Annotated in this window: 19 protein-coding genes; 5 read left to right on the top strand and 14 right to left on the bottom strand. The window is 67.4% G+C overall.

The window, feature by feature from the left end:
* Positions 1–26: 26 nt before the first annotated feature.
* Positions 27–983 carry a manganese catalase family protein gene (locus ACH0AE_RS10515; RefSeq protein ID WP_294443933.1) on the bottom strand — a complete coding sequence of 319 codons (957 nt, stop codon included), beginning with the start codon at positions 981–983 and terminating at the stop codon, positions 27–29.
* A gap of 243 nt (positions 984–1,226) precedes the next feature.
* Between ACH0AE_RS10515 and ACH0AE_RS10510 the strand changes: the two genes are divergently transcribed.
* Positions 1,227–1,883: a YoaK family protein gene (locus ACH0AE_RS10510; RefSeq protein ID WP_294443931.1), complete on the top strand. Its 657-nt coding sequence runs from the start codon at positions 1,227–1,229 to the stop codon at positions 1,881–1,883.
* A gap of 9 nt (positions 1,884–1,892) precedes the next feature.
* Here ACH0AE_RS10510 and ACH0AE_RS10505 read toward each other — a convergent pair whose 3' ends face one another.
* The 9 genes from ACH0AE_RS10505 to ACH0AE_RS10465 all read right to left on the bottom strand — a co-directional run bounded on the left by ACH0AE_RS10505 (position 1,893) and on the right by ACH0AE_RS10465 (position 10,316).
* Positions 1,893–2,432 carry an MAPEG family protein gene (locus ACH0AE_RS10505; RefSeq protein WP_294443929.1) on the bottom strand — a complete coding sequence of 180 codons (540 nt, stop codon included), beginning with the start codon at positions 2,430–2,432 and terminating at the stop codon, positions 1,893–1,895.
* A gap of 163 nt (positions 2,433–2,595) precedes the next feature.
* Positions 2,596–3,417 carry a hypothetical protein gene (locus ACH0AE_RS10500; protein WP_294443928.1) on the bottom strand — a complete coding sequence of 274 codons (822 nt, stop codon included), beginning with the start codon at positions 3,415–3,417 and terminating at the stop codon, positions 2,596–2,598.
* Between the two features lie 88 nt (positions 3,418–3,505).
* Complete coding sequence (locus ACH0AE_RS10495; protein ID WP_294443927.1) at positions 3,506–3,712, bottom strand: hypothetical protein; 207 nt, start codon at positions 3,710–3,712, stop codon at positions 3,506–3,508.
* 342 nt (positions 3,713–4,054) lie between these two features.
* Complete coding sequence (locus ACH0AE_RS10490; protein WP_294443926.1) at positions 4,055–5,431, bottom strand: YeiH family protein; 1,377 nt, start codon at positions 5,429–5,431, stop codon at positions 4,055–4,057.
* A 334-nt stretch (positions 5,432–5,765) separates the two neighbouring features.
* Entirely contained in the window at positions 5,766–6,185 is a 420-nt protein-coding gene (locus tag ACH0AE_RS10485; RefSeq protein WP_294443925.1) for a GNAT family acetyltransferase, read from the bottom strand.
* A complete protein-coding gene (gene bla, locus ACH0AE_RS10480) occupies positions 6,182–7,042 on the bottom strand; it encodes a subclass B3 metallo-beta-lactamase (RefSeq protein ID WP_294443924.1) in 861 nt (286 codons plus the stop codon). Before bla ends, ACH0AE_RS10485 begins: the two co-directional genes overlap by 4 nt.
* Before the next feature lie 69 nt (positions 7,043–7,111).
* Entirely contained in the window at positions 7,112–7,729 is a 618-nt protein-coding gene (gene leuD, locus ACH0AE_RS10475) for a 3-isopropylmalate dehydratase small subunit (protein ID WP_294443923.1), read from the bottom strand.
* Positions 7,726–9,138, bottom strand: a complete 1,413-nt coding sequence (locus tag ACH0AE_RS10470; RefSeq protein ID WP_294443937.1) for a 3-isopropylmalate dehydratase large subunit — start codon at positions 9,136–9,138, stop codon at positions 7,726–7,728. The genes leuD and ACH0AE_RS10470 overlap by 4 nt, the downstream gene beginning before the upstream one ends.
* Entirely contained in the window at positions 9,135–10,316 is a 1,182-nt protein-coding gene (locus tag ACH0AE_RS10465) for a CaiB/BaiF CoA transferase family protein (protein WP_406875727.1), read from the bottom strand. Before ACH0AE_RS10465 ends, ACH0AE_RS10470 begins: the two co-directional genes overlap by 4 nt.
* A 136-nt stretch (positions 10,317–10,452) precedes the next feature.
* Between ACH0AE_RS10465 and ACH0AE_RS10460 the strand changes: the two genes are divergently transcribed.
* Genes ACH0AE_RS10460 through ACH0AE_RS10445 form a run of 4 tightly spaced genes read left to right on the top strand, consistent with a single transcriptional unit; the run spans position 10,453 to position 13,908 of the window.
* Complete coding sequence (locus ACH0AE_RS10460; protein WP_294443921.1) at positions 10,453–11,385, top strand: hydroxymethylglutaryl-CoA lyase; 933 nt, start codon at positions 10,453–10,455, stop codon at positions 11,383–11,385.
* Positions 11,382–12,062 carry an isochorismatase family protein gene (locus tag ACH0AE_RS10455; RefSeq protein ID WP_294443920.1) on the top strand — a complete coding sequence of 227 codons (681 nt, stop codon included), beginning with the start codon at positions 11,382–11,384 and terminating at the stop codon, positions 12,060–12,062. The genes ACH0AE_RS10460 and ACH0AE_RS10455 overlap by 4 nt, the downstream gene beginning before the upstream one ends.
* The gene (locus tag ACH0AE_RS10450) at positions 12,062–12,985 is read left to right on the top strand and encodes a polysaccharide deacetylase family protein (RefSeq protein ID WP_294443919.1); all 924 of its coding nucleotides are present in this window, start codon (positions 12,062–12,064) and stop codon (positions 12,983–12,985) included. The genes ACH0AE_RS10455 and ACH0AE_RS10450 overlap by 1 nt, the downstream gene beginning before the upstream one ends.
* Positions 12,985–13,908, top strand: a complete 924-nt coding sequence (locus ACH0AE_RS10445) for a polysaccharide deacetylase family protein (RefSeq protein ID WP_294443918.1) — start codon at positions 12,985–12,987, stop codon at positions 13,906–13,908. Before ACH0AE_RS10450 ends, ACH0AE_RS10445 begins: the two co-directional genes overlap by 1 nt.
* 49 nt (positions 13,909–13,957) lie before the next feature.
* Here ACH0AE_RS10445 and ACH0AE_RS10440 read toward each other — a convergent pair whose 3' ends face one another.
* From ACH0AE_RS10440 to ACH0AE_RS10425, 4 genes are read right to left on the bottom strand one after another with little or no spacing between them, the layout of a single operon-like run.
* Positions 13,958–14,815, bottom strand: coding sequence for an alpha/beta fold hydrolase (locus ACH0AE_RS10440; RefSeq protein ID WP_294443917.1), 858 nt, complete (start codon positions 14,813–14,815; stop codon positions 13,958–13,960).
* A 5-nt stretch (positions 14,816–14,820) separates the two neighbouring features.
* Positions 14,821–16,284 carry an aldehyde dehydrogenase gene (locus ACH0AE_RS10435; protein ID WP_294443916.1) on the bottom strand — a complete coding sequence of 488 codons (1,464 nt, stop codon included), beginning with the start codon at positions 16,282–16,284 and terminating at the stop codon, positions 14,821–14,823.
* 10 nt (positions 16,285–16,294) lie between these two features.
* The gene (locus tag ACH0AE_RS10430) at positions 16,295–17,047 is read right to left on the bottom strand and encodes a hypothetical protein (protein WP_294443915.1); all 753 of its coding nucleotides are present in this window, start codon (positions 17,045–17,047) and stop codon (positions 16,295–16,297) included.
* A complete protein-coding gene (locus tag ACH0AE_RS10425; RefSeq protein WP_406875726.1) occupies positions 17,044–18,234 on the bottom strand; it encodes an FAD-dependent oxidoreductase in 1,191 nt (396 codons plus the stop codon). Before ACH0AE_RS10425 ends, ACH0AE_RS10430 begins: the two co-directional genes overlap by 4 nt.
* Positions 18,235–18,239: the final 5 nt, after the last annotated feature.

The following is an 18,239-nucleotide window of genomic DNA, read 5'->3' as shown; positions in this document are numbered from 1 at the left end:
CGGTTACCGGACGCTGCCCTCCCACGTCATTTTCCCTGCGTTGCTTCGGCCATCGCCGGCGCGGATTCGATATCCGGCGCGCCGCCCATGTCACCGTTCTTGGTCCGCCCTGCACCCGGCCCGGCGCCAAGATCGGCGCCCGTCGTGGGGTCCGATGCCGGGTCGGACATCGTGCGCTCGGCCATCTTCGCCGCGACCTTCGTGTCCTTTGCCGGCAGCTTCACGCTTGCCGTCCCGTCGCCGCCGTCCGCCGGCATCACCTGCTGCAGGTCGTCAACGCGGTCCCATTCCTCGCCGCTGTTCCACGGCCCGGTCGTGTCACCCTCACCCTGCGAGGTGTTGACGTACATGCTGGCGTATTTCTCCACGCCCGGCAGCTTGCCCGACGGGAAGTTGTTCTCGATCGCGTACAGCGCCTTCTCGAACGATTTCTGGTGCGCCACCTCGCGCGTCATCAGGAAGCCCAGCGCATCCTTGATGCCGGGATCGTCGGTGATGTTGATCAGCCGCTCGTAGACGATCTTCGCGCGCGCCTCGGCGGCGATGTTCGATCGCAGGTCGACGGTTGGCTCGCCGCGCGAATCGACATAGGCCGCGGTCCAAGGCACGCCCGCGGAATCGCACAGCGCCGGCCCGCCGCCGAACAGGATCGATTCCTTCGCGCTGCTGCCGGTCGATCCGATCAGCTGGTACAGCTCGGCCTCCTTCATCTGTCCCTCGGCCAGCTGCGCCTTCACGCCCTTCGTGAGCATGGCGACGATCGATCCGATGATCTCGAGGTGGCTCAATTCCTCGGTGGCGATGTCGAGCAGCATGTCCTTGCGGCCGGGATCATCCTCGCCCAACCCTTGCGTGAAATAGCGCATCGCCGCCGCCAGTTCGCCATCCGCGCCGCCGAACTGCTCCATCATCATCGTGGCGAGCCGCGGGTTCGGCTCGGACACGCGCACCGTATATTGCAGTCGCTTGTTGTGCATGAACATGATCGCTTCTCCGCAGGGATGACTGCGGGGTCCAGCGCACCAGCACGGCGCCCGTTCCTAACGAATTCAGTTGTTTGACTAAAATGGGTTAAGTTAGCGGTCGGATCGGCCGGCGCGGCGGCTGGACTGCTGCGACCGGGACCTGTGGTAATCCGCAATTGCGGGCCTGCCCGGCTATTCTACTCTTCCGGGCAGGATAGCCGCCGGCATCATGCCACGGGCTGATCCGAACGGAGCACGGCGATGCTGGAATATGGTCGAAACCTGCGGAACCTTGCCGGCGGCTACGCCGCGCTCGCCGGCGCGGTCGACGCCATCGGCTTCCTGAAATCGGGCGGCCTGTTCGTGTCGTTCATGAGCGGCAATTCCACCCTCCTTGCCGTCGGCTTCGCACAAGCCGGCGCGTTCGCAGCGGCGGCGACGGGCCTCATCGCACTGTTCGTGACGGGCGTGATCCTCAACGTCATCGTCAGCGAAGGCGCGCCCAGCGGCCACCGCAAGGTCGTCGCCACGATCAGTGTCGCGCTCCTGCTGCTCGCCGCCGCGGTGTTCGACAGCTTCGGCCAGGAGGTGCCCGCGATCGGCTTCCTGTGCCTCGCGATGGGCGCCGCCAACGCGATCTTCCGCCGCGCGGGAGACGTCGGCATCGGCGTCACTTACATGACCGGCACGCTGGTGAAGTTCGCCCACCGCCTTGCGGACGCGATCCGCGGCCAGCCTGATACGCAGTGGCTGCCCTTCCTCCAGCTCTGGCTCGCGCTGGTCGCTGGCGGCATCCTGGGCGCCCGCACCTTCCTCTGGTCCCCCAACGGCAGCCTGTGGTGCGTCGCCGCCGCCGGCAGCGGCCTCTCAGCCCTCACATGGTGGATCATGAAGAGCACCCGCCGGGCAGAGCACTGAGCCGCAGGATCAAGTCGCCACACCCAGCACCATCGCCACGGCTGCCGCTAGCAAGGCGAGAACGCTCGGATAAAAGGTAAGCGCAAACCCGAACGCCCGCGCCCGCGCGCCCTTCCGGTACCCGATCCAGAACAGCAGGCGCCCGGCTGCGAACAGGCACGCCAGCATTATGATCGCCGTTCCGGCGCGCGCGAACGTCGCCGCAACGATCAGATGGGTGACGATCGCCAGCACCGCCTGCTCGAACGTGTTCTGAAGGATCGCGCCGGCCACCCGGATCTTCGCGGACGCGTCCTCCGCGCTGCTGCCGCCAATGTCCTGTTCGGAAAAGAACCGCAGCCGCGCCACATTGCCGATCGCCGCGGCCAGCCACACAATGACGATCAGGTCCGCACGAAGCGTCAGCTGCAACCGGTCGGGGAACGGCAAGGCCTCCCCCGGCCAGGCAAGTGCCGTGGCGCCAAGAACGATGACGGTCGTCGCCAGCGCCGCCGCCATCCCCGCCGCAACGCCCCGCTGCTCCTGCCTGAACGCCCGCCCGCCTGCCATGGCTTCTCACTCCAGTGCCCCGATCCCGCATGGTGGCTGGTCGGGCCGGCGTTGACCATCGCTGGATCGTCGAGCGGTTGGTGAAACCATCAGGCCCTAGTTCGGAACTGGTGACGGTTCCTCGCCTTGCCCCCGCCCTTGACGCACCGCGAATGGCGAGCCGTCACTGAGGCGGAGGGGGCGCGGCCTCCGCAACATTCGCCGGCGGGGTCTCCTCGGCATCACCGGCCGGAGGAGATGGCGAGGCTTCGGGTGCGCTCGCTACCGCATCACCGCCGTCCAGCGTCGCCACCGCGGCCGGCGGGGTCACCACAACCGGCGCCTCGATCGTCCTTACCACCTGTGGCGGAACCACCGGTGGCGGCGCCGGCTGGTAATAGTCGCGCCACGCATCATAGGCGGCGAAGAACTCCACGAACGGCCGGTCGAGCCGCAGCAGGGACTCTCGCGCGAAAGCCGGCAGGTCGTCATCCTCCACCTGGATGACTTTCACGACCTCCTCTCGCGCCACTGCGCAGAAGGCCGCCCGGATCGCCGGCTGGGCGTAGAAATTGTAGATGCGCGTCTGATTGTCGTCATAGACCCGCTGCCAGTCCCACCAACCGGGCGCTTGCCACTCCCGGATATAGGCCTTGTAGTAGCGATCGATCGCGGCGGCGCGGGTCCTGAGCCACGCATTGTAATGCTCGAGCACACCGCCACCTGCCTGGTCGCACCCCAGCGCAGCGACGTTCAAGGCGTTGCGCAGATGCCAGACGGCGGCCTGATCCGTGTTGTCGAGGTTGGGCGTGAAATACTTGCCGTCCGCCCGCTTCTTCGGGCTTTGCATGCCGATATACCCACCCGGCGGCATCTTCGGCGGCGGCGGCGTCACCGTCGCGACAACTGGCGGCGGTTGCACGGGCGCAGTTGGCGTGGCGCAGCCGGACAGGGCGGCAGCCAGTCCGCCCAGCAGGCCCCAGCCAAGATTCGCACGCGATATCATCGTATTCCCCACGTCATCCGCCGCATGCTTGGCCATTATCGTACGCACACCACAAAAATGGCTGATCTTCACTCTCCCCTCCCAACCGTCAGCCGAGATGGCCGCCATTAGGCTGGCTGGCAGCAATCGGGCCGTATGCGGTGGCGCGGCCCCCATCCAGCGCTTCGCCACCACGGATGGCCGCCGCCGGGCAGAGCAGCGCCATGATCCCGCCCGGGGCCTCATCTTGCCCATCGATGCCAGCGGAGCAGCCGCCGGTTCGGCCACGCAATAATCTATCCATCGGCTTGTTCATGAACGGTCTCCTGCGCGCCCATAACGCACGAACCGACCGAACGGCATCGGCGCAGAGTCCCCCTTCGCGCCGGTCTCCGTAATCAGCCTGACCCTGGCTTGTGCTCAAGGCTGGTGCACGGCGGGGAAAAGGCAGGGCAGCGGCGTCGGCCGTTGATGATCAATCCATGGCGCAGGCATAAACCGTCCTGGTCGCGGACCGAGGCGCTGGTTGAAGACAGCGCCGTCAGTCCGGGCAGTTCACGTTCCTGGCGCGCGGGATCGTCGCAGAAATGGGTGCATGGGCGGCAGGGCTGCTCTCTTGCCGCGGCCTTCAGAGTCTCGCGCAGGATCGTAGCGATCCTCATTGGCCCAGCGCCGCCCAATAGCCGCCGAACACATAGACCGAGAGGATGAAGCCCAGGATCACGTTGACGACGACGCCGGTGGTGAACGCGCTGAACGGTGTTCGCCCGGCGGACGCCAGATCACGGAAGCGCGTCGTCAGGCCGATGCTGAAGAAGCAGAAGATGAACGCCCAGGTACGCAGATCCTTGAGCGGGTTCGTCAGTGCCGGCGAGACGATGCTGTTATATTCCTCGAGGCTGTAGTGCGCGGTCGCCAGCGTGATGATCGCCGAGGCGATGAACAGCCCGATCACGAATTTCGGGAAGCGCCGCCAGATCTCGCCCGCGTCGGGCGCGCTGCCGCCGGGGTGCGCCTCCCAGCGAGTCGTCGCGACGATCGCGAGGCCGACCGCCCACACGCCGATCCACATGTCCCGGCCTACGACCTTCATCAGCGTGAAGGCGGTCAGTGCCTGATCGGCGGTGCCGGCGATCCCCGGCACCTTGCCAGCATAGCCGCCATAGGTCTGCGCGGCGGCAAAGCCCGCCGCGTCGGCGAATTCGGACGTGCCGATCCACGCCCCCGCCACCCCCGTCGGCAACCCCAGCGCGCGGGCGACGAGCGGAAGGGCGAAGACCATGATCACCGCCCAGATCACGACGATCGTGATGACGACGGCAGTATCTTCCTTCTTCCCGCCGACCGCCCCGGCGACCGCGATCGCTGCTGAGACGCCGCACGCCGCGCCGCCAACGCCAAGCGTTGCGGCGAAGCGCCGTTCGAGACCGAACTGCACCGCCACCGTGTAGATGACCGAGAAGGTCACGATCGAGACGATCGCCGCCTGCAGCATGGCCACAGGCCCCGCCTGCACGACGAGCGAGAGCGGCAGGGTCGCGCCGAGCAGCACGATGCCCGTCTTGACGTAGAATTCCGTCTTGAGCCCCGCCTCGAACCAGGACGGCAGGCGCACCGTGTTGGCGATGAGCAGGCCGATCAGCAGCGCGAGCAGCGGCGGCTCGAGGTTATAGGACGACGCCTCCTGCCACTGGCCGATGACGGAGATCGCATAGGCGGCAAGATACAACAGGGTGAAGGCGGGCACGAAGGCGCGCACCCGCTGCCCCATCACTGCAAGGCCCAGCGAGAAGGCCGCCAGCCAGAGAAGATACAGGCCGATATAGCGAAGCCAGTTAGCCGCGAGATCCTCGATGACCTCGCGAAAATCCGTCCACCGCGGCGGCACGACCGCAAGCCAGCGCAGGCTGCCCCCACTCCAGAACAGGGCGCAAGCGACGAGGACGATCGCGAGGCCGATCCACGTCGCCCACCAATCCTCCTTCGTCCAAAGCTCGCGCCAGCCGGACTGGGGCTTGATGGTGTCCGCGGGCATCAGCGCAACGTCGGCGTCGCGCGCGAACGGCGCGCCTGATGGGCGGCGGGGCGGTATGGCGGCGTGGTAGGACTTCCGGTCATGTGCCCGGCCTCCAACTTGGTGCTGGATCGCTGCTTGTCGTGACCTGTCCAGTCTAGTCCAGTTTTTGCCGATCCCGATCAAGCTGGGGATTAACCTACTTGTAATTCCGGTATTACTCTGGCGCGATCACTGCCAAGCGGCCCCTTGGACCCGCGCGATTTTAGGGAATTCAACACCCGCATGAAGACGTTGATGGCCGGTCGGGGCGAATTTTGCCTCGCGCCCGAACCCCCGCAGCCGGGGCCGTCGCTCAACCCAGGAAGCGCCCGAACACCGTAACCGGCTGCACGTCGAAGCCGAGCGCCTCGTAGAACCCGCGCGCCGCATCGTTGCTGTCGCGCACCATCAGCTGCAGCTTCGGCGCGCCTCGCACGCGCAGCCAAGTCTCCGCCGCCGCCATCAGCGCCCGTCCCGCGCCGCCGCGGCGCCGATCCGGCGCGATGGCAAGATAATAGACCCAGCCACGATGGCCATCGTCACCCACCATCACGCTTCCGGTGATCGCGCCGCTTTGCCGCAGCACCAGCACCGCCGACGCATCGCCGCTCAGCGCGCGGCGAAAATCCGCCGCCGGCGGGTTCCACGGCCGCGTCAGCCCGCACGTCTCCCACAAGGCGATCACGGCCGCCTCGTCACTGGCGGTAGCTTCCGCGATGCCGTCCCCGGTCATTGGCGCTGCTTGGCGAGATCCGCGTCGAAGGCGGTGCGCGCGTCCGCCACCATCTTCGGCAGGACGGCGCGATCGACCAGCGCCCCACGCTTCACCCGCCCGAGCAGGTCGACCGATTCGGGGTGGAACGGCAGCACCACGTCCGCCTTCATCGCGCCCAGCGTCGCGAAGCTGCGGCGGAAATCCGCCTCGATTCCCGGATAGCGCTTGTTGCCGACCAGCTTGTTGCCCGCCACCGTCACGCTGCACGCGAACAGCACGTCGAGCGTTCGGCCCTGATGCGGCAGCTTCATCGACCAGCTGGTGCAGCCCGGCGTGTGCCCCGGCGTCGCCACCGCCGTCAGCGTCACACCACCCAGCGTCACCTGCTGCCCGTCACGGATCGCCCGGTCCACCTTGGCAGCCGGGAAACGGATGACGCCGTAGCTCGTCTCGCCCGGCGGCGTCCCGGTGTTCACCGCGGCGGCGTCCCCGGCGCCGACCACCAGCTTCGCGCCCGTCGCCTTCTTCAATGCGGCCAGCCCGCCGGCATGATCGAAATGCGCATGGCTCAGCAGGATCAGCTTCACGTCGGCAAGCTTCACCCCGCGCGCTGCGATCGACCGTTCGATCGCGGCCGCATTCTGCTCCATCGGCGCGTCGATCAGGATCGCGCCGGCCGGGGTGCGGATCAGATAGGCGGCCAGCCCCTCCGTGCCCACATAATCGATCGGCCCCAGCACGTTGAACGGCGCAATCGGCCGCGTCCACGCCGGCGGATCACCTTGCGCCACGGCCGGCGCTGCAACGAAGAGCGCAGCGGCGCCAAGCACCGCGGGCAGAAGCCGCCTGCCGGCAAAGGAACAAAGCAATGTCATCGGCGCCCCCATCAAAGCGGGGGTTTGTGCGCGCGCCACGCCGGCCGCGCAACCGCCATCCGCCCGATGCTAGCCCAGATACGCCCAGCCGCGCGTGGCCCGATCCCGCTCGGTAAAGGCGCGGATCTGCTCCGCCCGCTGCAGGGTGAGGTCGATCGCATCGAGCCCCGCGAGCAGCATCTGCCGCGCCTCGTCCTCGATCGCGAATGTCCAGCGCCGGTCGCCCCCACTTACGACTTGCGCCTCCAGGTCGACAGTGATCGCCGCCCCCGCCTCGCTCAGCTGCGCAAGCTCCGCGATCGTCGCCGCGTCCAGTTCCACCGGCACGATGCCGTTGCGGATGCAATTACCGCGAAAGATCGGGTTGAAGCTCGTCGCCACGATCACGCGAAAGCCGTATTCGGCCAGCGCCCAGGCGGCATGTTCGCGGCTCGATCCGCAGCCGAAGTTGGCGCCGCCCAGCAGGATCTGCGCACCCGCAAAGGCCGGCTGGTTCAGCACGAATGTGGGATCAGGATCGCGCCCGCCCACCGCGGTATAGCGCCAGCCCGCGAACAGCCCGTCCGCCAGCCCCTTCTTGGAGACGGACTTCATCTCGCGCGACGGGATGATCGCGTCGGTATCGACATTGTCGCGCACCAGCGGCGCGGCGATGCTGGTCAGGCGATCGAACGGCGCGGCGCTCATGCGCGAAGCTCCCGCGGATCGACGATTCGCCCGGCGATCGCCGCTGCCGCTACCGTCTCGGGCGAGGCGAGGTGCGACCGGGTCTCCGGCCCCTGCCGGCTCTCGAAATTGCGATTGGTGGAGGTGATCACCCGCTCGCGGTGGCCGAAGCTCTCGCCCCCGGCGAAGAAGCACATCGAGCAGCCCGCCTCGCGCCATTCGAAACCGGCCTCGCGGAACACCGCGTCGAGCCCCTCGGCCTCCGCGGCCGCCTTCACCTTGGTCGATCCCGGCACGCAGATCGCGCGCACGCCGTCGGCCACGCGCTTGCCTTTCAGCACCCCCGCCGCCCGGCGCAGGTCCGACAGGCGTGCATTGGTGCACGATCCGATGAACGCGCCCTGGATCGGCAGCGCGTCCAGCCGCTCGCCCGGCGCCAGCCCCATGTACTCCAGCGCCCGCTGGTGCGCTTCCGCCGTCCAGCGCCCCTGACCCTGCGCGAATTCGGGCACCGGATTGCCCAGCGGCACCGCCTGCTGCGGGCTCGTCCCCCAGGTCACCATCGGCGCCACGTCCGCCGCGTCGATCACATGCTCGGCATCGAACGCCGCATCGTCATCGGTGTAGAGCGTCTGCCAGAAGCCGACCGCCTCGTCCCACGCGGCGCCCTTGGGCGCATAGGGCCGCCCCTCGAGATACGCGATCGTCGTCTCGTCCGGCGCGATCACCGCGGAGAAAGCGGACAGCTCCGTCGCCATGTTGCACAGCGTCAGCCGCCCCTCGATGTCGAGCGCGCGCACCGCCTCGCCGGCATATTCCACCATATGGCCGACGGCCCCCGCCGCGCCCAGCTTCGCCACCACGTGCAGCGCCAGGTCCTTCGCCGTCACCCCGGTGCCGAGCGTACCGTCCACCCGCACCCGCATCGTGCGCGGCTTCTTCACCCGCAGCGTGCGCGTGGCGAGCGCATGTTCCGCTTCGGTGGATCCGATGCCCCAGGCCAGCGCGCCGAGCGCGCCTTGCGTGCAGGTGTGGCTGTCCGGGCAGACCAGCGTCGCGCCCGGCAGCACGATGCCGTTCTCGGGCGAGATGACATGGACGATCCCCTGCCGGTCGTCACCGATGTCGAACAGCGTGATCCCCGCCGCCTGCGCCGCGGCGCGGGTGGCGGTGATGAACTGCGTGCCCGTCGGCATGATCGTCTTGTCGCTGCGCCCCGGCAGCGTGTCGACGATATGGTCCATCGTCACGAACACATGCTGCGGAGAGGCGACTGCCCGGCCGGCATCGCGCAGGCTCTCCAGCGCCACGCTGCCGGTCCGCTCGTGCAGCAGGATACGGTCGATCAGCAGCAGCCAGGTGCCGTCACCCAGATCATCGATCGCGTGCAGATCCCACAGCTTGTCGAAAAGCGTCTGCGCCATCGTCAGGCGACCTCGCGCCGTTCGCGCATCGCCGCGATCGTCGCCGCGTCGAACCCGGCCTCCGCCAGCACCGAATCGGTGTCCCCGCCCGGCTGCGGAATGTCGCGGAGCAGGCCCATCCGTGCGCCATCCACCTCGACCGGCAGGCCCGGCAGGCGAGTGGTCCGCCCGTCCGCCAGCGTCACGTCGACGAGGCCGCCGGCATTCAGCTGCGCGTCCTCGAACAGATCCTCCGGCCGCGTGATCGGCGCGAACGGCAGGCCGGTCGTTTCCAGCTTCGCGATCAGTTCCTCGCGCGTCATGGTGGCGAACAGCGCGCGCACCTGCGGCAGGATGGTATCGCGCGCCAGCACGCGCTGGTTGTTCTTGGCGAAATCCGGATTGTTGCCCAGTTCGTCCAGCCCGAACGCCTTGCAGAAGGAAACCCACTGCGAATCGCTGACGACGCCGACGAACAGTTGCTGGTCCGGCTCCTTCGTCTCGAACACGTCGTAGATCGCCCAGGCGGAAATGCGCACCGGCATCGGCTTGGCCGCCTGCCCCGTCACTGCCGACTGCGCCATGTGCTGGCCGACCAGGAATGCCGTCGTCTCGAACAGCGAACAGCGGATGTCCGCCCCCTCGCCCGTCCGGTGCCGCCGCTCCAGCGCCGCGAGCACGCCGATCACGCCGAACATGCCGCCGGTAATGTCGATCACCGAGGATCCGGCGCGCAGCGGACGTCCCGGAGGGCCCGTCATGTAGGCAAGGCCGCCCATCATCTGCGTCACTTCGTCCAGCGCGGTGCGCTTCTCGTACGGCCCGGCGAGAAAGCCCTTGGCCGAACAATAGATCAGGCGCGGGTTCTCCGCCTTCAGCGTCTCATAGGACAGGCCCAGCTTGTCGAGCGTGCCCGGCCGGAAATTCTCGATCAGCACATCGGCATCCGCCAGCAGCTTCTTGGCTGCGGCAACGCCGCCCTCGCTCTTCAGATCCAGGCAAATGCTGCGCTTGTTGCGGTTGAACATCGGGAAATATCCCGCGCCCGAACCCAGCAATTCGCGCGTCTGATCGCCCCCGATCGGCTCGATCTTGATGACCTCGGCGCCCAGGTCCGCCAGGATGACGCCAACGACAGGGCCCATCACCATATGGGTGAACTCCACGACCTTGAGGCCGGCGAGTGGTAGCGCGTCAGCGTTCATATCTTTCCCGAAGCTGGTGTCCTGCCTTGAACGGCGTCTCCTATTTGATATAGGCTTAGTACAAATAAGGCAACGGCCAGCATGATAAACCGGAACGGGGGCGGCGCGTAACGTGACAGAACCAATCGATATTTTGGTGAGTGAAGTCGGCCCCCGCGATGGGCTGCAGAGCATATCACCCATTTTGCCGCTCGAGGCAAAAAAGGCCTGGATCGCCGCTGAAGCGGCCGCCGGCGTGCGCGAGATCGAGGTCGGCAGCTTCGTGCCGGCCAAGGTCCTGCCACAGCTCGCCGACACGGCAGAGGTGGTCGCCTTCGCGCGCACCATCCCGGGCCTCACGGTCGCGGTGCTGGTGCCGAACGCGCGCGGCGCCGCCGCCGCGATCGAAGCCGGCGCACACAAATTGACGCTCCCCTTGTCGGTCTCGGAAACCCATTCGCTGCGCAACCTGCGCCGCACGCACGATCAGGTGCTGGCGGAAGCACGCGAGATTGCCGCGATGGTCGCCGCCGTGCCGCAGGACAGCCGCCCGCATTTCGAAGGCAGCCTCTCCACCGCCTTCGGCTGCACGCTGGAAGGTGCTATCCCCGATGCGCAGATCGCGCGCCTTGCCGAGGGGCTGATGGCCGCCGGCTGCGACGAGGTCGGCATTTCCGATACCACCGGCTATGCTGATCCGGCGTCGGTGAAGCGCCTGATCAAGCTGGTGCGCGGCGTGGTGGGTGAGGAAGCCGTCACCGGCATCCACCTCCACAACACCCGCGGCCTCGGCCTTGCGAACGCGCTCGCCGCGCTCGACAGCGGCCTCACCACGATCGACAGCTCGCTCGCCGGGCTGGGCGGCTGCCCCTTCGCCCCTGGCGCATCGGGCAATATCGTGACGGAAGATCTTGTGTTCATGCTGGAGGCGATGGGCCTTCGCACCGGGATCGATCTCGAAAAACTCAACGCCGTGCGCGACATCCTGGCCAAAGAACTGCCAGGCGAGCCGCTCTACGGTTTCACGCCAGATGCCGGCCTGCCGCTCGGCTTCCGGCCGGCACATGAACAAAAGCTGGAGGTAGCATGACGATCGTTGGCACGCGCATGGTGTGCGAAGACAAGACGGCACGCCAGCTGTTCGACGAGGTGATGGCGAACCCGGCCCGCAAGAAGTTCGGCTTCGGCGAGCGGCTGGCGATCGTGAACGTCGATTTCCAGCAGGCCTATACCCGCATCGACATGTTCAAGACGGCCTATGAAACCGATCCCAGGCAGATCGACTACGTCAACCAGATCTCCGATCTCGCCCGTGAAAAGGGCATGCCGGTGATCTGGAGCCACGTCGCCTACAAGGACGATGCGGGCGACGCGGGCGTCTGGGGCACGCGCACCAACACCGAGGATTCGCTCCAGAACATCAAATACGGCAGCGAGCGGCACCAGTTCGATCCGCGCGTCCGGATCGATCCCAACGATCTCGTCTATACGAAGCGGATGCCCTCGGCCTTCTTCGAAACGCCGCTCAATTCCTATCTGCGCTGGCACAAGGTCGATACCGTCATCGTCACCGGCGGCAGCACCTCGGGCTGCGTCCGCGCGACCGCGGTGGATTCGCTTTCCTACGGCTTCCGCACGATCGTCCCGATCGAAACCTGCGCGGACAAGCACGAAAGCTATCACTTCGCGAACCTCACCGATCTTCAGCTGAAATACGCCGATGTCGAACCCGTGCAGACGGTGATCGACTGGCTGGAGGCACGTTGATGCGGGAAGGCGAAGGCGATCCCGGGCTTTACGATTTCCGCCCCTATCGGGATCGCGCAAAGATCGAATGGCCCGATGGCAAGACCGTCGCGGTGTGGGTGTCGCCCAACATCGAGTTCTACGAGCTCGATCCCCCGGCGAACCCCCACCGCAAGAGCTGGCCGAAGCCGCATCCGGACGTCGTCGGCTATTCGCACCGCGACTACGGCAACCGCGTCGGCCATCGCCGGCTGGCGGATGCGATGGAGCGTCACGGCTTCAAGGGCTCGGTCTCGCTCTCGGTCGCGATGTGCCAGCATCATCCCGAAATCGTGTCGGAAGTGAACGACCTTGGCTGGGAGTTCTTCAGCCATGGCGTCTACAACACCCGCTATTCCTACGGGATGGACGAGGCGCAGGAGCGCCAGCTGATCGAGGACGCGATCAACACGGTTCGCGATGCCACGGGTCAGACGATCAAGGGCTGGCTCGCACCCGCCCTCACCCACACGCCCCGCACGCTCGATCTGATCGCGGAATATGGGCTCACCTACACCTGCGATCTCTATCACGATGATCAGCCGGGGCCGGTGCATGTCGCCAAGGGCCGGCTCGTCTCCATGCCGTACAGCCTGGAGGTGAACGACCATTACGGCTTCCTCGTCTATAACATGAGCCCGCGCGAATATGCCGCGACGCTCATCCGCCAGTTCGATCGGCTGGCCGAAGAAGGCGCGCAGTCCGGCACCGTGATGTGCATTCCGCTCCACGCCTATCTCATCGGCCAGCCGCATCGCATGGCGGCGTTCGAAGAAGTGCTGCGGCATATCGCCGCGGACGGGCGGGCCTGGATCACCCGCTCGGGCGACATCGCCGATCATTTCCTCGCCAACGGCTATGACGCGGCGACCGCCGATGCCGCGCGCTACAAGGAGGCGCGCTGATGGCGCTCGATCAATCGTATCTGACCTATCCCAAGCGCCGTCACGGCATGGACCATGATCATTACGGCTGGTCCAGCATCGACACCCGCGCGCCGATCGCCTGGCCGAACGGCAAGCAGGTCGCGGTATGGACGGTGGTCGATCTCGAATGGTTCCCGATCGTCGCGGGCGACAAGCCGTTCCGCGCGCCCGGGCACATGCAGACGCCCTATCCCGACTATCGCCATTACACCGCGCGCGATTACGGCACGCGCGTCGGCTTCTACCGGATGCTGGACGCCTTCGCCGCGGTCGGCGCAAAGGTGTCGGTCGCCGCGAACAGCGCGATCGCGGAACGCTATCCCTCGATCATCGCTGATATCAACGCGGCGGGGCATGAGATCATCGCCCATTCGACCGACATGAACGGCACGATCGCCTCGGGCCTGGACGAGGCGGACGAGCGCGCGCTCATCACGCAGTCGCTCGACACCCTGGAGCGCGTCTCGGGCAAGCGACCGCGCGGCTGGCTGTCGATCGCCCGCTCGCAGTCGTTCAACACGCCGCGCCTGCTGGTCGAGGCCGGGGTCGAGTATATGTGCGACTGGGTGAACGACGAACTGCCCTATCGCTTCACCACCACCGCCGGCGCCATCGTCAACGTGCCGCTCAGCCACGAACTGTCAGATCGCCAGATCATCGTCGCGCAGCAGAATTCGGCGGAATCCTACGTCGAACAGATGATTGACGCTTTTGACCTCATGGAGCGTGAAAGCGCGGGCGGCAGCGGCCGGATGCTGGCGCTCAACGTCACGCCCTACATCCTTGGCCTGCCCTATCGCATCGGCGCCTTCGAGACGCTGCTCGGTGAACTGGCGAAGCGCCCGACCGCGTGGTTCGCCACCGGAAGCGAAATCGTCGACGCCGCCAACCCGGTGATCTGATCCCGGCTGCACGCCCGCGTTTCAGATGCGGGCGTGCAGCAGGCGACCATCACTCTCCATTCAATGCCAGGAAGCGACCAATCACCGCCGCTTTCGCGCCAGCATCGCCCGCAACCGGCACGATGGACGACCGCGAAAGCACGGCCGAAATCGCCTCCACCGCCGCCTTCAGCGCCGGCAGCTCCCCTTGCGCGCGCAGCAGCAATGTCGGCGCCATCACCTCCGGCAGCCGCTCCATCAGCGGATAGGCAAACGCCGCGCGATACGCTTTGTGGTATGAGGTCAGCGCCTTCAGCAGGTCCAGCGTCGACGCGTGAAGCGACGCTGCATCCGGCACCGCACGCGTCATGATGCGGTGTTCGGGATCACGCAGGAAGTGCGGGAAGTGCACCGCCTGATCGCGTATGTAGTTGAACGCCCAGGCGAATTGTCGGCCATAATCGTCCGGCTCCATCGCCGGCGCATAGCGCTCAAGGAACAGCGCGCGCGTCTCCGGCGGATAATCGATCAGCCCGTCGAGGATCAGCGCGCCCACTCGCTCGGGCGCCTGCGCCGCTACCTCCACCGCGATCCGCGCGCCCGTGTGGGTGCCGTACAGGTCCACTTCGTCGACCCCCAGCCGGTCGAGCAGCTCCACCAACGCAACCGCATACCACGCCACGTCCGGCGCTTCCGGCGCGAGGTCATCCGAATCGCCATTCCCCGGCGTATCCGCCGCCAGCACCCGGCGACCATCGCGCGCAAGTGCCTCAATCAACGGCAAAAGATTGCGTGACGAGCCCGGCGAGGCGTGGATCATCACCAGCGCCCGCCCCGCCCCGCGGGTCGAGCGCCGCAAATGGATCTCCCCGCCCGCGACGCGCACGAACGATCGGTCGATGGAGACGCTGTCGCCCGGCGTGCGCACCCTCGTCAGGCGCCGAGCTTGCGCAGCGGCAGCGGGCGGCGCGGGATGCTGACCGTCTTCGCATGGGTGAAGAACGCCTCGCATTCCAGCCCGCCGTCCGATCCGATGCCCGATTCCTTCCACCCGCCGAACGGCGCGCGAAGCTCGCGCATCATCGGCGTATTGCACCACACCGTGCCCGCGGCGAGCCGCTCCTGCGCGGTCATGATCCGCTGCACGCTCTCGGACCACACATAGGCGACCAGCCCGAAGCGCGTGGCATTCGCCATCTGCCACGCCTCTTCCTCGGTATCGAAGACGGATAGCGTCGCGAACGGCCCAAAGATCTCCTCCTGGCACACCCGCAGGTCCTGCCGCTCCGCGCGCACCAGCGTCGGCTCGACGTAGCAGCCCTGCTCCAGCCCCGGTGCGGCGCGCCCGCCGGTCAGCACGGAGAGCCCCGTTTCGCCAGCGGGCACGAAGCCAAGCACATGCTCCATGTGCCGCCGCGACACGAGCGGGCCGATCTCGGTCGCCGGGTCGCGCGGGTCGCCCACCCGGATCCGCCGCGCCCGCTCGACGAAGGCCTCGACGAAGCGGTCCGCTATCCCGCGCTGCACCAGGATGCGCGATCCGGCGAGGCACTGCTGGCCGTTGTTGGTGAAGATGCCCAGCAGCGCGCCGTCCACCGCACGCTCGAAATCGGCGTCGTCGAAGATGATGTTCGCGGACTTGCCGCCAAGCTCCACCGACGCGGGCTTCAGCAGTTCGCCCGCCGTGCGCATGATCACCCGCCCGGTCGGCGTTCCGCCCGTGAAGGAGACGAGATCGACATCGGGGTGGCGCACCAGCCGGTCACCCGTGGTCGCCCCGCGCCCGTTCACCAGGTTTACCACGCCGTCGGGCAGGCCCGCATCGCCGAGCAGCGCGGTCAGCTGGGTGATCCCCAGCGGCGCCTGCTCGGAAGGCTTAATGACGCAGCTGTTGCCGAAGGCGATGGCCGACGCGATCTTCATCGAGCCGAGCGCGATCGGCGAGTTCCACGGGCTGATCAGCGCCGCAACCCCCACCGGCTCGCGCCGCACCATCGTCAGGTAATCGGGATGCTGCTCGTACAGGCGGCCGGTCGCCTGGCCGATGTAATCGGCGAAGAAGCGGAAATTGTCGGCCGCGCGCGGCACCGAGCGCCCGCGGATCTGCGACAGCGGCACGCCGGTATTGGCGCATTCGATATCGGCCAGCTCGTCCGCCGCTGCATCGATCAGGTCGGCCGCACGGCGAAGCACCGCCTGGCGCTGCTCGACCGAGGCGAGCCGCCAGGCACCGTCCTCGAACGCGCGCCGCGCCGCCGCCACCGCCCGGTCGACCGTGGCGCCATCCGCCTCCGGCAGCTCCGCGATCAGCGTATCGCTCGCCGGATCGATGACCGCGATAGGCGCTTCCCCGGTGGTGATCGTCTCGCCCGCAATCAGGGCCGTGATCGTCTTCATGCAGAACCTTTCAGTGGGTAACGGCCGCGCGGCAGCGTGCTGCCCAGGGCGCGGAACCGGTCAGGGGATCGCCCTGGCCCAGCAGGTCGCAAAGCGCCGCGGCAAGGCACAGGTTGGACGACAGCATCGGCACGCCGCTCGTCTGGCTGGCGAGGAGTGGCAGCGAGGGCATGCCGGTGCCGCTGAACAGCACCACCTCTGCCCCAGCCAGGTCGAGGCCTAGAAGCGCCCGCCGGGCGTCCTCGCTGCCCAGCGCATAGATGCCTCGCGTGTCCGCACCCGGCAGCAAGTCGCCGGCTGCGGCCACCGCCGTCACCTCGAACCCGCGCCGGCGCCAATAGGTGGTCGCCGCTTCGGCGAGCGCAGCGGGATACGGGCTGATAATCGCCATCTTCTTCGCGCTCAGCCGGTCCAGTGCGCGAACGATTGCGTCCGCCGCCGTCACGATCGGGTAGCCGCGCCGGATCATGCAGCGGTCGACGATGACGTCTGCCACCTTGATGTCGACGAGATAGGACGAGGCCGTGCAGGCAAAGCCGAAAGCGTCCAGCTTCAGCGTATCGAAGCTGTCGAGGAAGGTCTCCAGCCGGCACAGATAGTCACGCAGCCGGTCCTCGGGCTTTGCGGCAAGGCTGGTCAGCCGGGTGACGGACATGCCAACCGCTGGCGGCAGCAGGATGCGCAGTTCATCCTCTACCGTCGGATTGGCCTGCGGCGTGCCGATGCCGATCCGCCCGCGCGGCGCGTAATCATAACCGCTCATGCCACCGCCGCGGCACGGCGCAGCCCGGTGATCATCGACGTGCGCAACAGATGCTCCCGCGCGAGATCGCGGTCGCCGGCGATGCGCTGCAGATCCGCCAGCAGCGCGCGGCGCCGCTCGGGATCGCGCTCCTGCATCCGCGCCCGATTGCGATCCGCCTGCGCCAGCATCTCCTGCTCCGCCACCGGCCGGCGGCGGCGCGTATAGCGATCGAGCAGCGCCTCCGGCGCGCCCCGCCATACCTCGCCCAGCGTCGCGGCAAGCTCCGCCGCGTCATGGATGCCGCCGTTCATGCCCATCCCGCCCGCGGGGGAATTCACATGCGCGGCGTCGCCGGCGAGCAGCACGCGGTCCGCGCGATAATCATCGGCGATCCGCATGTGCACACGATACGGCCGCACTTCCATCGGCGCGCGGTCCGCTGCCTCGGGCACGATCGCGCGCAGCTTCTGCGCGATGCTTTCGGGCTGCAGCGCCTCTTCAATCGTCTCACCCTGATCGGGGTAAAGGCTGCACCGCCACAAATGCCGAAGGCGCAGGAGCGAAAAGGTGCCGCCGTCCTTCCACACGTAATTGACGTTCGACAGGCCCGGCAGGTGATCCTGGAACGGGAAGTCGCTCGTCGCCAGGATCGTCGTCTCGGGATAGGTCATCCCCTCGAAGCCAATGCCCATGGCGCGGCGGACGACGCTGCGCGATCCGTCCGCCCCGATCAGGTAGCGCGCCCGGAAGGTCTGCGGATCGGCCCCAGGCGCATCCACGGGGCGGGCTGTCACCGCGACGCCCGTCTCGTCCGCGGTAACACCATCCACCGTCCAACCGAGCATCAGCGTGCCCTTGGGATCCGCCTGCAGCCGCTCCAGCACCATTGCGCACAGGCGGGATTGCTCGCACTGCAGGCGGAATGGATGGTCGGTGTCGTCGGCGATGACGGACAGGTCGAACTCGGCCCGCTCGCCGGTCGCATGCAGCCGCACCTGCCAAGTCGGGCTCACCAGCCCCTCCGCGATCAGCGGCTCCGCCAGCCCAAGCCGCCCCAGCAGATCGAGCGTTGGCGGATGGAAAGTCGATGCGCGCAGATCGCCGGCCAGAACCGGCTCGCTCGCGATCAGCCGCCACTCGATGCCCTGCTCGGAGAGCAGCAGCGCCGTCATCAGGCCGACTGGGCCGGCACCGACGATGATCACGCCCG

It is taken from the genome of Sphingomonas sp. 179-A 2A2 NHS (assembly GCF_045371305.1).
Lineage (GTDB): Bacteria > Pseudomonadota > Alphaproteobacteria > Sphingomonadales > Sphingomonadaceae > Sphingomonas.
This window is presented reverse-complemented; position numbering and strand designations above follow the sequence as displayed.